Source organism: Nonomuraea sp. NPDC049637 (assembly GCF_040675235.1).
In the GTDB taxonomy this organism is placed as follows: domain Bacteria; phylum Actinomycetota; class Actinomycetes; order Streptosporangiales; family Streptosporangiaceae; genus Nonomuraea.
Map to the genome: position 1 here is coordinate 131659 of NZ_JBFAOM010000016.1, position 12303 is coordinate 143961.

Sequence of the window (12303 nt, forward strand, 5' to 3'; positions counted from 1 at the left end):
AGGTGCTCGGCCCGGCTGCTAACCAGCGACTTTACTGGTCCGGCTGACAGGTGGCTCCGCGGACTGAGAAAATAGGGGGTTTGCGCACCCGGAGTCCCGACTTACGCTGACGGCAGTACACGTGCGTGAGCAATGGCACCAGTGGGGATAACCCGGAAACACGTGCGGAAGAGGCGTCCGATGGGTGCAGGCGAAAGACCTCTCAGCGAGGTGAAGTTCCTGACCGTGGCTGAAGTCGCGACGGTCATGAGGGTGTCCAAGATGACGGTGTACCGGCTCGTCCACTCAGGTGAGCTGCCGGCCATCCGAGTTGGCCGGTCGTTCAGAGTGCCCGAGCAGGCGGTCCACGACTATCTGCGGGAGGCCTACATCGAGGCAGGTTGAAGTAGCGGCGCGCCCGAACGCGCCGTGAATTCGGTCGCGGGAGAAGCCCGGCCTGCGCACCACGAGGCCGGGCTCTCACCCCCCAAGGGGCGATCTACCTCGGATCGCCGGTAGTCTGTGACCCGGTGTGCGCTCGCACATCGATTCAGACTTGCTATCAGTACCTGGGGGTCCCGTGGGCTCTGTGATCAAGAAGCGCCGCAAGCGGATGGCCAAGAAGAAGCACCGCAAGCTGCTCAAGAAGACGCGCATCCAGCGGCGCAACAAGAAGTAACCGACGCAGCTGCGAGGCGCTGATGACCCACACCGTGCTTGTCACCGGGGTCTCGCGCCACATAGGCGCCCGGGTGGCGAGCGTCCTCGCGGCTGACCCGGAGATCAGCCGCGTCATCGGAGTGGACACCGTGCCGCCCCCCTCGCTGACGCGGGACGGCGGCATCACTCTGGGCCGGACGGAGTTCGTCCGGGTCGATCTGCGCAGCCCCGACATCGCTGAGGTGATCGCGGCCGCGGACATCGACACCGTTGTGCACATGAGCCTGGTCAGCGCCCCGTCCAAGGGCGACGGCAGGGCTGCCATGAAGGAGCACAACGTCATAGGCACCATGCAACTGCTCGGTGCCTGCCAGCGGTCGTCGACCGTGCGGCGCGTGGTGGTGCGCTCCACCACCGCCGTCTACGGCTCGTCCCCGCGCGATCCCGCGGTGTTCACCGAGGACCTGGAGCCGCACGTCGGCCCGGTCCACGGCTACGCCAAGGACGCGGCGGAGGTCGAGGGCTACGTGCGCGGTTTCGCGCGCCGCCGCCCCGACGTGACGGTGTCGCTGCTGCGCTTCGCCAACTTCATGGGTCCTGGCGTCGACTCGCCGCTCACGCGGTACTTCACCCAGCCCGTCCTGCCGACGGTGTTCGGCTTCGACCCGCGGTTGCAGTTCGTCCACGAGGACGACGCGGTCGAGGTGCTGCGCAGGATGGCGAACGAAGACCACCCCGGCACGTTCAACGTGGCCGGGGCAGGCGTGTTGCTGCTGTCGCAGTGCGCGCGGCGGGCCGGGCGGGCGTCGTTGCCGCTGTTCGCACCCGTCTTCCGCACGCTCGGCAACACCGTGCGCAGGCTCGGCCTCGTCGAGTACTCGCCCGAGCAGCTGCGGCTGATGAGCTACGGCCGGGCGGTCGACACCGCCAGGCTGGAGGCCGAGCTGGGCTGGCGGCCCAAGTACACCACCGCGGCGGCCTTCGACGACTTCGTGCGTTCACGGGGTATGCACCCGTTCGGAGGTGTGCGTCCGTGAGCGTGCCGCACGAGGAGGAGGGCCGGGTGATCCCGATCAGCGCCGCGCCGTCCTACGAGGAGCCCGACCCGCTGGCCCGGCTGCTGGCGTTCGTCCGCCGGCGCATCACCGGCGAGTACGAGGTCGACGAGTTCGGCTACGACCCCGAGCTGACCGACAAGGTGCTCCTTGAGCTGATCAGACCGCTCTACCACCGCTGGTTCAGGGTCGAGACGGCCGAGCTGAAGAACGTGCCCGCCGAGGGCGGCGCTCTGGTGGTGGCCAACCACTCCGGCACGCTGCCGGTCGACGCGCTCATGATGCAGGTCGCCCTGCACGACGAGGCGGGCCGGGCCGTCCGCCTGCTCGGGGCCGACCTGGTCTACCAGCTCCCGCTGCTCGGTCACCTGTCCCGCAAGACCGGCCACACGCTGGCCTGCCCCGAGGACGCCGACCGGCTGCTGCGCAAGGGCGAGCTCGTCGGCGTGTTCCCCGAGGGCTTCAAGGGCGTCGGGAAGCCGTTCTCCGAGCGCTACAAGCTGCAGCGGTTCGGCCGGGGCGGGTTCGTGGCCTCGGCGATCCGCGCGGGCGTGCCCATCGTGCCCACGGCCATCGTGGGGGCCGAGGAGATCTATCCGAAGATCGGCGACCTGAAGTTCCTGGCCCGCATGCTCGGCGTCCCCTACGTGCCGATCACGCCGTTCTTCCCGCTGCTCGGGCCGCTCGGGCTGGTGCCGCTGCCGTCCAAGTGGATGATCGAGTTCGGCGAGCCGATCCGCACCGACGAGTACGAGCCCGCCGCGGCCGACGACCCGATGCTGGTGTTCAACCTGACCGACCACGTGCGCGAGGTCGTCCAGCAGATGCTCAACGAGTTGCGGCTGCGCAGGGGGCCGGCCTTCCCGCCGTTCCTGTGACCGCCGTTCCTGTGACCGCCGTTCCTGTGACCGCCGTTCCTGTGAAGGGTGCAACCGGTCGCGCCCGGCCGGTGTTCTCGCGGGTGTAGTCACTGACACCCGAGAGGAACCTCTTCGATGGATCTCCAGCTTTCCGGCCGTGTGGCCGTCGTCACCGGCGCGTCCAAGGGCATCGGCCTGGCCGTCGCGCGCACCCTGGCGGAGGAGGGCGCGCACGTCGTGGCGGCCTCGCGGACCGCGCCCGACGCCAAGGTGACGCACGTCGCGGTCGACCTGATGGACCCGCAGGCGCCCGCCCGGGTGATCGCCCGCGCCGTCGAGGAGTTCGGCGGGGTGGACATCCTGGTCAACAACGCCGGCGGGCCGCCCCCCGGCGTGACGCTGCCCCGGGTCGGGTTCATGGCCCCGGGCGACGACGACTGGCAGGCCATGTTCGAGTTCAACCTGTTCGCGGCCGTACGCATGATCCGCGCGGCCGTGCCCCTCATGGTGGAGCGCGGCGGCGGCTCGATCGTGAACATCTCCTCCGGCTCGGCCCGCCAGCCGGGGGCCATGAACGTGGACTACGGCGCGGCCAAGGCCGCCATGAACCATGTGAGCAAGGCCGTCTCGGAGGAGTACGGCCCGCAGGGCGTCCGGGTGAACACGATCTCGCCCGGCCCGGTGCTGACCGACTGGTGGACCAAGGACGGCGGCGCCGCCGACGTCATCGCCGGGATGGCCGGGGCCTCGAAGGAGGACGTCATCGCCCAGGTCGCCCCCGGCATGATGAAGCTGGCCACCGGACGCCTGGTGAGCCCGCAGGAGATCGCCGACATGGTCGCCCTGCTGGTCTCGCCGCGCTCGGGCAGCACGACCGGCGCCGACATCGCCGTGGACGGCGGGTTCCTGAAGGAGATCTGAACCCTCTTGGCGGGTTGTGGCAAGACATCCGTGACCGATTCTCCACAGAAGGGCGGAGATGATCACGCAACCCGCCACCAGGGGGGCGGACTCGGAGCTCGTGAGCGCCTCCCTGACCGAGCCGGAGGCGTTCGCCGAACTGTTCGACCGCTACTCCGCCATGCTCTACCGGTACGTCTCCAAACGCCTCGGCCCTGAGCCGGCCGAGGACCTCGTCGGCGAGACGTTCCTCGTCGCGTTCTCCCGCCGCAAGAGCTACGACCTGTCCTGCCCCGACGCCAGGCCGTGGCTCTTCGGCATCCTCACCAAGCTCATCTCCCGTCACCACCGCAAGGAGGCGGCGCGGTACCGGGCGTTCCTGCGGGCCCCCCTCGACCAGCACGTGGAGTCGCCCGCCGACCGCGTCGCGGCGGGGGTCACGGCGCAGGCCGCCCGTCCCCGCCTGGCGGGCGCGCTGGCCGCGCTGCCCGCCAAGGACCGGGACGTCCTGCTGCTGATCGCCTGGGGCGACCTCACCTACGAAGAGGTCGCCCGGGCGCTCGGCATCCCGATCGGAACCGTGCGCTCCCGCCTCAACAGGGGCAGGCGGAAGGTACGGGCCGCGCTCGGCGACACCAACCCCATGCTGGAGGAGGAGTGACCATGGACGACCTGCGGATGCTCCGCGACCTCGGCGGGGAACTGGAGCACGAGCCGCCCCCGACGCTCGCCCGCCAGCGCGACCGCCTGCTGCGGGAGCGCCCGCGGCGCAGATGGAACGCCTACTGGACGGCCGGCCTGGTCGCCGTGGGCACGGCCGCGGCCGTCGCGGTGCCGACCGCGCTGGTCAACGGCAACACCGTGGCCGGACCGTCGACGGGCGCGCGGCCGGTCGACATGAGCGGCGCTCGCAACATCCTGGTGATCGGCTCCGACACGCGCGACGGGCCGGGCAACGCCAAGTACGGGCCCCACCTGGCCAGGACGCCCGACAAGGGCGGCAGGCGCTCCGACACCATCCTGCTCGTGCACGTGCCCGCCGACCGCGGCCAGGCCGTCGGGGTCAGCGTGCCGCGCGACTCGATCGTGCAGATCCCGCCGTGCGGGTCCGACCCGGCGCGGAAGGACATGGTCAACTCGGCGTACAACACCGGCGGCGCGTCCTGTCTGGTCAAGACGCTGGAGAAGCTGACCGACGTCCGCATCGACCACACGGTCGAGGTCGACTTCGCCGGCTTCAAGGGCATGGTGGACGCCCTCGGCGGCGTGCAGATCACGCTCAGGTCCCCCGTGGACGACAAGGCGGCGAAGCTGAGACTGCCCGCCGGCAAGGTCACCCTGAACGGCGAGGCCGCCCTCGGCTACGCCCGGCTGCGCCGCTACGGCGACGGCTCGGACATCCAGCGGATCAAGCGGCAGCAGATCCTGCTGCTGGCGATGCTGAAGAAGGCGAGGAGCGCGGCCGCCGACCCGGCCCGGCTGCGCGGCTTCCTCGGCGAGGTGCGCAAGTCGGTCAGGACGGACCTGAGCCTGGAGGCCATGGTCGAGCTGGCCAGAGCCACGTCCGCGACGAAGGTGACGTTCGTCACCGTGCCCTGGAAACCGGCCCAGGACGACCCCAACCGGATCGAATGGCTGCAACCGGACGCCAGGAAGCTGTTCGAACGCCTGCGATGACCGGCGCCGGCGCACGCCCGGCCGTGGACGTCAAGGAGCCGTCCACGCCGCCGGGCCGCGCCGGCGGCCTCGTCGGCGGCTGCGTCGGGCGGGCGGTCAGTGGGAGCGGTAGTGCCTGCGCAGGGCGATGCCCGCCGCCACGCCGCCCGCGATCGCGCCGACCCCGGCCGCGATCGGCAGGGCGGTCATGGTGGCCTTGCGGCCGGTGCGGAAGTCTTTGACCGGCCAGTCGTGCTTCCTGGCGTGCTCGCGCAGCTCGCTGTCGGGGTTGATCGCCACCGCGCTGCCGACCAGCGACAACATCGGCAGGTCGTTGGCCGAGTCGCTGTAGGCCGTGCAGCGGGTCAGGTCGAGCCCTTCGCGGCGGGCCAGCGCGCGCACCGCCTCCGCCTTGGCCGGGCCGTGCAGCAGGTCGCCCACCAGGTGGCCGGTGTAGACGCCGCCGGCGGTCTCGGCGACCGTGCCGAGCGCGCCGGTGAGGCCGAGCCGCTGGGCGATGACCCGGGCCAGCTCGACGGGCGTGGCCGTGACGAGCCAGACCCGCTGGCCGGCGTCGAGGTGGCTCTGCGCGAGCGCGCGGGTGCCGCCCCAGATGCGGTCGGCCATGACCTCGTCGTAGATCTCCTCGCCGAGGCGGACGACGTCGTCGACCTTGGCGCCCGCGACGAAGGCGAGCGCGGTCTCCCGGGCGACCGCGATGTGCTCGGGGTTCTCGTTGCCGCGCAACCGGAACACGGCCTGGCCGACGGCGAACTTCAACAGATCGGACGTGGTGAACATGCCGCGCGTGGCCAGCCCGCGGGCGAAGTGGTAGATGGACGCGCCGCGCATCATGGTGTTGTCGACGTCGAAGAAGGCCGCCGCCTCCAGGTCCGGCTCGACCGGCTCGGCCGGCGCGACGGTGACCGCCGCCCGCGCCGCGGCCTCGCCGGCGGCCTCGGCCTCAACCTCGTGTCGTCGTCGCATTAGCCGCCACATGCGGTTCAGCTTACCTAGCCGGTGCCACGAGCCCTTCGATGTAGTCGAGGTAGCCGGCGGCCTGTCCCTTCTGTGCCTCGTTGAGGTGGTCCAGCATCGGCTCGACCGTCTCCCGCTGCTTCTGGGCGAACTTCTTGATCTTGGACGAGCGGGGCTGCGTACGCGTCAGCCGGCTGATCCCGGAGCGGGTGGAGTCCTCCATGTCCTTGAGCGTCTGGCCGACCAGCGGGCTGTCGGTGGACGAGCCGAGCAGGCTGGCGACCTCCTTGGCGCGGGTCTCGGCCGAGGCCAGCTCACGCTCGCCCCGCTGGGCGTCGTCGGTGCTCAGGTGCACGAGGGTGCTCTCCGCGGCCCGCTTGAGCGGGTAGAGCGTGTCACCGGGGACCGCCTGGTAGGTGGCGAAGGACGCCACCATCATCGCCCCCGCCAGGCCCAGCGTGGCGACCTGGGACAACAGCGGACGGCGTCGCCGGCGCACGGCCGGAACGGCCGGGCCCGGCGCGCGCTCCTCGTCGGGGGCCGTCAGCAGCAGGCGGCCGGAGACCAGGTCCTCGCGCAGGCGCTCGCGGAAGGCCGCCCCGGGTCCGCCGCCCTGAGACGGGCCGTGCAGCTCCGTGAGACGCTCGATGACGAGCTCCCGCCGCCTGCGCGCCCTACTCATGACAGCTCCCTGAGGGATCCAGCCGTGACAACTGGCCTAACGAGGTGCGGGTGGGAGAGGTTACGCCAGGTCGTGCTTGAGTGCCCTGGCGAGCGTTCGAATGGCCCGAAACTGCAGCGCTTTGATCGCTCCACTCTTCTTCCCCATGATCAACGCGGTTTCCGCGAGCGAGAGGCCGTGCAGGAAGCGCAGCACCACGCATTCCTGCTGGTCGGGATTGAGATCGCGGACGGCGCGCAGCACCCGGTCGTTGATGATGGCCGTGACCACCGCGTTCTCCGGGATGTGCGCGCCTTCGAGCGGCACGTCGATCAGCTCTCCCGTCGGGATCTCCAGTCGGTAACGGCCGGACTTGAAGTGGTCGGCCACCAGGTTCCTGGCGATGGTGACGAGCCAGGCGCCGAAGTCGCGGCCCTGCCAGGTGAAGTCGCCGATCCTGCGCAGCGCGCGCAGGAAGGTCTCGCTGGTCAGGTCCTCGGCGAGCTGGTGGGAGCCGACCCGGAAGTAGATGTAGCGGTAGACGAGGTCCACGTAGCGGTCGTAGAGCGTGCCAAAGGAGTCCGTGCATCCGTTCTTGGCGTGCAGCACCAGCGTACGGATGTCGTCGGGCACTTCTTCGCGCACGCCAAGCTCGCCCGTCCGGGCAGGTCCAGCGACCGCTGGAGCAAGCAGCCCGGCGAACGGCCACGAATCAGGCATCCGGTATCCCTAGGGGTAAGGGGTGCGGCGTGCTCGAATACTCTAGAAATCAACTGGAAATTCCACAATCCGCGCCTGCTGGCCTGGCTACGAGTAATCGCCCTATACCGTATAGGCGCATACCCCACAGCCTGCGGCGAAGCCCCTCATGGAGCGCCTGTTTCCTCTTCGGCTACCGGCCGGGAGGCATCGTCCGGCAGCATTGGAGTCACCATGGAGATCCTCGTTGCTGTCATAGCCCTTGCCGGTGCGCTCCTCGCCGCCGTCGCGACCGGAGCCCTGATCAGGCGGCTGCGCGACGAGCCCGAGGGCTGGTTGATCGCCTGGACCGTTGCAGCCGGCGCCCTGTGCCTGTCGCTGGCCGCGATCGGCGTCGGTTACGTCCTGGGGTTCGGGCCGGTCACCTTCCGCCTCTACCAGGTGACCGGGTCGCTGCTGGCGCCGCTCTGGCTGGCCGTGGGCCTCATCCAGCTGCTGTCCGACAAGGTGCCGCCGAGGTTCCTGGCCTGGTTGTTCGGCATCGCGCTCACCGTCGTCTCCGTCGCGATCCTGACCTTCGACCCGCTCAGGTCCACCGACCTGGGCAAGGCGCTGCCGTCCGGCTCTTCCATGTGGGGGCTCATCCCGGACAAGCTGCTCATCGGCGTGCACACGATCGACGTGGTCGTCCTGCTGGCGTGCGTGGTGGTGGCCGGGCTCAAGTGGCGCGGCGGCGACGAGTACGACACCGACAACCTCCACGCGGTCCTGGTCATCGCGCCGTCGAGCATCGCCCTGGTCGGGGCCATGCGGTTCTCGGTGCCGCCCCTGTTCACCACCGCGCTGCTCGCGGTGGGCGCGGCGGCGATCTGGTACACCGTGCTGCGCCCGCTGGCGCCGTACGAGGACGACGAGGACGACCTGGAGGCGCCGCAGCACGACGACGTGGAGCGCCGGCCGGGCCGCAGGGCCGCGCCCGAGCCCGTGCCGGCCGCCGTGCCGCCTCCCGTGGCGCCCCCTGTGGCGCCCCCTGTGGCGGCCCCGCGCCGCTCGCCCGGCCTGGGCGACCTGGTGGCCGAATACCGGGCGGGCGACCAGCAGGTCGACCACGCCGCCCGGATGGGGGCCGCGCCCGACTCGGGCCCCGCGACCGGCTACATCATGAACGGCTCCCCGCCCCCGCGCATGGACACCTCCCCGCGCATGGACGCCCAGCCCCCCCGGCCCGACTACGCGATGCCCGGCACCGGCGTGGTCTACCCGGGCGCCGAGCTGTTCACCCCGCCGCAGCCCCAGCAGGCGGGCGGCAGGCCCTCACCCAGCATCTACGGCCTGCTCACCGTCTTCACCATCATGGACGGCGCCGGCGACGCGTTCGACCGCCTGGCCGAGGCCACCGTCGAGGCCGTGCGCCGCGGCGAGCCCGACACGCTCGTCTACGCCTGCCACGCCGTCAAGTCGGCCCCGCTGCAGCGCATCGTCTACGAGCTCTACCGCGACGAGGTCGCCTACCGCGACCACCAGCGCCAGCCGCACGTCGAGCGGTTCCTCAACGAGCGTCAGGCGATGGTGCTGGCCACCAACGTCATCGAGCTCAACGTCAACGCCGCGAAGGTGGTGCCGCTGCCCACCGTCATGTTCTGACCGTCATGTTCTAGGCGAGGGCGGCGCGCAGGCGGGCCTCGTCGACCCGCCAGAAGTCGTGCTGCACGCCGTCGATCAGCGTCACCGGGATCATCTCCCAGTACTTCTCCCTGAGCTCCTCGGAGGAGTCGATGCTGACCTCCTCCCACGGCACGCCCAGCTCTCCGGCCACCCTGGCGATGACCGCGCGGGCGTCGTCACAGAGGTGGCAGCCGGGTTTGCCGAGCAAGGTGATGCGATGCATGTCACCAACGGTAGCGCCCCTACTTTGTGCATCGGTTCACAAAGGGATTAACCTGAAAGACGGTTCTAATCCGTTCAGCGGTCCCCACCGCCCGTTCCCTGGAGCTCCGGCACGTGAAGAGCACGTCCCAGTCCCGTGACCGCGGCATCCCCGAGGCGACGGTCGCCAGGCTTCCGCTGTACCTGCGGGCGCTGCACGGGATGGCGGAGCGCGGCGTCGCGACCGTGAGCTCGGAGGACCTGGCCGTGGCCGCGGGCGTGAACTCGGCCAAGCTCCGCAAGGATCTCTCGCACCTCGGCTCGTACGGCACCCGCGGCGTAGGCTACGAGGTGGAGTACCTCGTCTACCAGATCTCCCGCGAACTCGGCCTGACCCAGGACTGGGCGGTCGCGATCGTCGGGGTCGGCAACCTCGGCCGCGCCCTGGCGAACTACGGCGGCTTCGTCTCCAGGGGCTTCCGCGTGGCCGCGCTCTTCGACGCCGACCCCGAAGTCGTGGGCGACACCATCGCGGGGTTGAATGTGGAGCACATCGACGAACTGGAAGCCGTCATCAAGCGGCGTGGAGTCTCGATCGTGGTACTGGCGACACCGGCGGCAGCGGCGCAGGAAGTGTGCGATCGTGTTGTCGCCGTGGGCGTGACCAGCATCCTGAACTTCGCCCCAGTCGTTCTCACCGTTCCGGACACCGTCGATGTCCGGAAGGTCGACTTGTCAATCGAACTGCAGATTCTCGCGTTCCACGAGCAACGCAAAGCTGGGGGGCCACTCATGGCGGTGGACGGTCAATGAGTGTTCTGGCGATCGGACTCAGCCACCGGACCGCTCCGGTGGCGCTTCTCGAACGCGTCTCGGTGACCGGTGACGCGCTGGTCAAGCTGCTGCACGACGTGCAGCAGGACACCAGCGTCGCGGAGGCCATGGTGATCTCGACCTGCAACAGGGTCGAGATCTACGTCACGGTCGACCGCTTCCACGCCGCGGTCACCTCGATCAGCGGGCTGCTGGCCGTCCACTCCGGCGTGCCGGCCGACGAGCTGACCCCGCATCTCTACGTGCACTACGAGGAGCGGGCCGTCGAGCACCTGTTCTCGATGGTGTGCGGCCTCGACTCCATGGCCGTCGGCGAGGGCCAGATCCTGGGCCAGGTCCGCCAGGCGCTCAAGCTCGCCCAGAAGCACGGCACGGTCGGCGCGACCCTCAACGAGCTGACGCAGCAGGCCCTGCGCGTCGGCAAGCGCGCCCACACCGACACCGGCATCGACCAGGCGGGCCCCTCGCTGGTCTCGGCGGGCCTGGCGCTCGCCGGCGACCTGGCCGGGCGGCGGGCGCTGGTGGTGGGCGCGGGCTCGATGAGCTCGCTGGCCGCCGTCACGCTCCAGCGCGCCGGGGTCACCGACATCGTCGTGGCCAACCGCACGTACGAGCGGGGCGCGCGGCTGGCCGAATCGGTCGGCGGCCGGGCCGTCGCGTTCGCCGCCGTGCGCGAGGAGCTGGCGGGCGCCGACGTCGTCATCACCTGCACCGGCGCCGGGCGGCACGTCATCACCCCCGACATGCTGACCAGGGGCGTGTTCCTGCTCGACCTGGCGCTGCCGCACGACATCGACCCGGCCGTGCGCGAGGTGCCCGGCGTCACGCTGGTCGACCTGGAGACGATCCAGGAGTCCGGCGTCGGCGCGCGCGGCGGCGACGCCGTCGAGTCCGTGCGCGCGCTCGTGGCCGAGGAGCTGAACGCCTACCTCGACGCCGCCCGCGCGGCCCGCGTCACCCCTACCGTGGTGGCGCTGCGCAGCAAGGCGGCGGGCGTGGTGGAGTCCGAGCTGGGCCGCCTGATGATGCGCATGCCCGATCTCGACGACAAGGCCAGGGACGAAATCGCCATGACCGTGCAGAGGGTCGTTGACAAACTGCTTCACGAGCCGACTGTGCGTGTCAAGCAGCTCGCCGCCGGTCCAGGAGGCGATCATTATGCGGAAGCCCTGCGTGAGTTGTTCAATCTCGATCCGAAGATGCCCGCGGCCGTGAGGGAGGTGGAGCTGTGAACCTGCGGTTGGGCACCCGCCGCAGCATGCTGGCGACCACGCAGTCCCAGATGGTGGCCGACGCCCTCACCGCGCGCACCGGGCGCCCGGTCGAGCTGGTGGGCGTGACGACCTTCGGCGACGTGACCAAGGCGCACCTGGCGCAGCTCGGCGGCACCGGCGTGTTCGTCAGCGCGTTGCGCGACAAGCTGGTCGAGGGCGAGATCGACTTCGCCGTCCACTCGCTGAAGGATCTGCCGACCAAGCAGGACCCGCGCTTCACGCTGGCCGCGCTGCCCGAGCGCCATGACCACCGCGACGCGCTGGTCGGCTCGCACAAGTTCGCCGACCTGCCCGCCGGGGCCAGGGTCGGCACGGGCTCGCCGCGCCGCGTCGCCATGCTGAGCGCGCTCCGCCCCGACCTGGAGTACGTCCCGATCCGCGGCAACGCCGACACGCGCATCGGCAAGATCGCCGCGGGCGAGCTCGACGCCGTCGTGCTGGCCAGCGCCGGGCTCACCAGGCTCGGCCGCGCCGGCGAGATCGCGCAGATCTTCGAGGTCGAGGAGCTGCTGCCGGCCCCCGGCCAGGGCGCGCTCGCCGTGGAGTGCCTGGCCGCGCGCGCCGACCTCATCGAGATCCTGTCCGTGCTCGACGACCCGCGCACGCGCAGCGCGGTGACCGCCGAACGCGCCGTCCTGTCCGCCCTGGAAGCAGGCTGCGCCGCCCCCGTGGGTGCTTTCGCGGCCGATGACGGGCACACTCTGAACCTGACCGCAGTGGTCGTCTCCATCGACGGCCGCGAAGCGGTCCGCAAGTCCGCCGCCGGTTCTCCTTCGGAGGCTGCACAGCTGGGCCGCCTCCTGGCGGCCGAGATGATCGCCGAAGGGGCCGACAGATTGATGGGGGAGCAATCCCATTGAGCTCCGATAGTCCAACCTCCG

General features: G+C 70.6%; 15 protein-coding genes. 11 read left to right on the top strand and 4 right to left on the bottom strand.

Annotated elements, in window-relative coordinates; genetic code table 11:
- Positions 1 to 180: 180 nt before the first annotated feature.
- From AB0J71_RS23195 to AB0J71_RS23225, 7 genes are all read left to right on the top strand, one after another.
- Positions 181 to 384 (top strand): helix-turn-helix domain-containing protein, encoded by a 204-nt coding sequence (locus AB0J71_RS23195; protein ID WP_026214222.1) that lies wholly within the window; start codon positions 181 to 183, stop codon positions 382 to 384.
- 175 nt (positions 385 to 559) lie between these two features.
- Positions 560 to 658 carry an AURKAIP1/COX24 domain-containing protein gene (locus AB0J71_RS23200; RefSeq protein WP_018654693.1) on the top strand — a complete coding sequence of 33 codons (99 nt, stop codon included), beginning with the start codon at positions 560 to 562 and terminating at the stop codon, positions 656 to 658.
- Between the two features lie 22 nt (positions 659 to 680).
- Positions 681 to 1676, top strand: coding sequence for an NAD-dependent epimerase/dehydratase family protein (locus AB0J71_RS23205; RefSeq protein ID WP_352325265.1), 996 nt, complete (start codon positions 681 to 683; stop codon positions 1674 to 1676).
- Between the two features lie 26 nt (positions 1677 to 1702).
- The gene (locus tag AB0J71_RS23210; protein WP_352325270.1) at positions 1703 to 2572 is read left to right on the top strand and encodes a lysophospholipid acyltransferase family protein; all 870 of its coding nucleotides are present in this window, start codon (positions 1703 to 1705) and stop codon (positions 2570 to 2572) included.
- 117 nt (positions 2573 to 2689) lie between these two features.
- On the top strand, positions 2690 to 3475 hold the full coding sequence (locus tag AB0J71_RS23215; protein WP_352325267.1) for an SDR family NAD(P)-dependent oxidoreductase: 786 nt from the start codon (positions 2690 to 2692) through the stop codon (positions 3473 to 3475).
- Between the two features lie 58 nt (positions 3476 to 3533).
- Entirely contained in the window at positions 3534 to 4115 is a 582-nt protein-coding gene (locus tag AB0J71_RS23220; RefSeq protein ID WP_352325268.1) for a sigma-70 family RNA polymerase sigma factor, read from the top strand.
- Between the two features lie 2 nt (positions 4116 to 4117).
- Complete coding sequence (locus AB0J71_RS23225) at positions 4118 to 5131, top strand: LCP family protein (protein WP_352325269.1); 1014 nt, start codon at positions 4118 to 4120, stop codon at positions 5129 to 5131.
- Between the two features lie 96 nt (positions 5132 to 5227).
- On the opposite strand, the gene AB0J71_RS23230 is transcribed toward AB0J71_RS23225, so the two are convergent.
- Genes AB0J71_RS23230 through AB0J71_RS23240 form a run of 3 tightly spaced genes read right to left on the bottom strand, consistent with a single transcriptional unit; the run spans position 5228 to position 7394 of the window.
- Positions 5228 to 6097 carry an HAD-IB family hydrolase gene (locus AB0J71_RS23230; protein ID WP_364388508.1) on the bottom strand — a complete coding sequence of 290 codons (870 nt, stop codon included), beginning with the start codon at positions 6095 to 6097 and terminating at the stop codon, positions 5228 to 5230.
- A gap of 22 nt (positions 6098 to 6119) precedes the next feature.
- The gene (locus tag AB0J71_RS23235; RefSeq protein WP_364415915.1) at positions 6120 to 6770 is read right to left on the bottom strand and encodes a DUF5667 domain-containing protein; all 651 of its coding nucleotides are present in this window, start codon (positions 6768 to 6770) and stop codon (positions 6120 to 6122) included.
- 60 nt (positions 6771 to 6830) lie between these two features.
- Entirely contained in the window at positions 6831 to 7394 is a 564-nt protein-coding gene (locus tag AB0J71_RS23240) for a sigma-70 family RNA polymerase sigma factor (RefSeq protein WP_352322539.1), read from the bottom strand.
- Between the two features lie 288 nt (positions 7395 to 7682).
- On the opposite strand from AB0J71_RS23240, the gene AB0J71_RS23245 reads away from it, so the two are divergent.
- The gene (locus AB0J71_RS23245) at positions 7683 to 9092 is read left to right on the top strand and encodes an antibiotic biosynthesis monooxygenase (RefSeq protein WP_364415917.1); all 1410 of its coding nucleotides are present in this window, start codon (positions 7683 to 7685) and stop codon (positions 9090 to 9092) included.
- 10 nt (positions 9093 to 9102) lie between these two features.
- Here AB0J71_RS23245 and AB0J71_RS23250 read toward each other — a convergent pair whose 3' ends face one another.
- Positions 9103 to 9336 (bottom strand): glutaredoxin family protein, encoded by a 234-nt coding sequence (locus AB0J71_RS23250; protein ID WP_352322537.1) that lies wholly within the window; start codon positions 9334 to 9336, stop codon positions 9103 to 9105.
- A gap of 113 nt (positions 9337 to 9449) precedes the next feature.
- Between AB0J71_RS23250 and AB0J71_RS23255 the strand changes: the two genes are divergently transcribed.
- The 3 genes from AB0J71_RS23255 to hemC are packed head-to-tail and all read left to right on the top strand — an operon-like array spanning position 9450 to position 12282.
- Positions 9450 to 10127: a redox-sensing transcriptional repressor Rex gene (locus AB0J71_RS23255; protein ID WP_352322536.1), complete on the top strand. Its 678-nt coding sequence runs from the start codon at positions 9450 to 9452 to the stop codon at positions 10125 to 10127.
- On the top strand, positions 10124 to 11380 hold the full coding sequence (locus AB0J71_RS23260) for a glutamyl-tRNA reductase (protein WP_352322535.1): 1257 nt from the start codon (positions 10124 to 10126) through the stop codon (positions 11378 to 11380). Before AB0J71_RS23255 ends, AB0J71_RS23260 begins: the two co-directional genes overlap by 4 nt.
- The gene (gene hemC / locus AB0J71_RS23265; protein ID WP_352322534.1) at positions 11377 to 12282 is read left to right on the top strand and encodes a hydroxymethylbilane synthase; all 906 of its coding nucleotides are present in this window, start codon (positions 11377 to 11379) and stop codon (positions 12280 to 12282) included. Before AB0J71_RS23260 ends, hemC begins: the two co-directional genes overlap by 4 nt.
- The last annotated feature ends 21 nt before the right edge of the window (positions 12283 to 12303 follow it).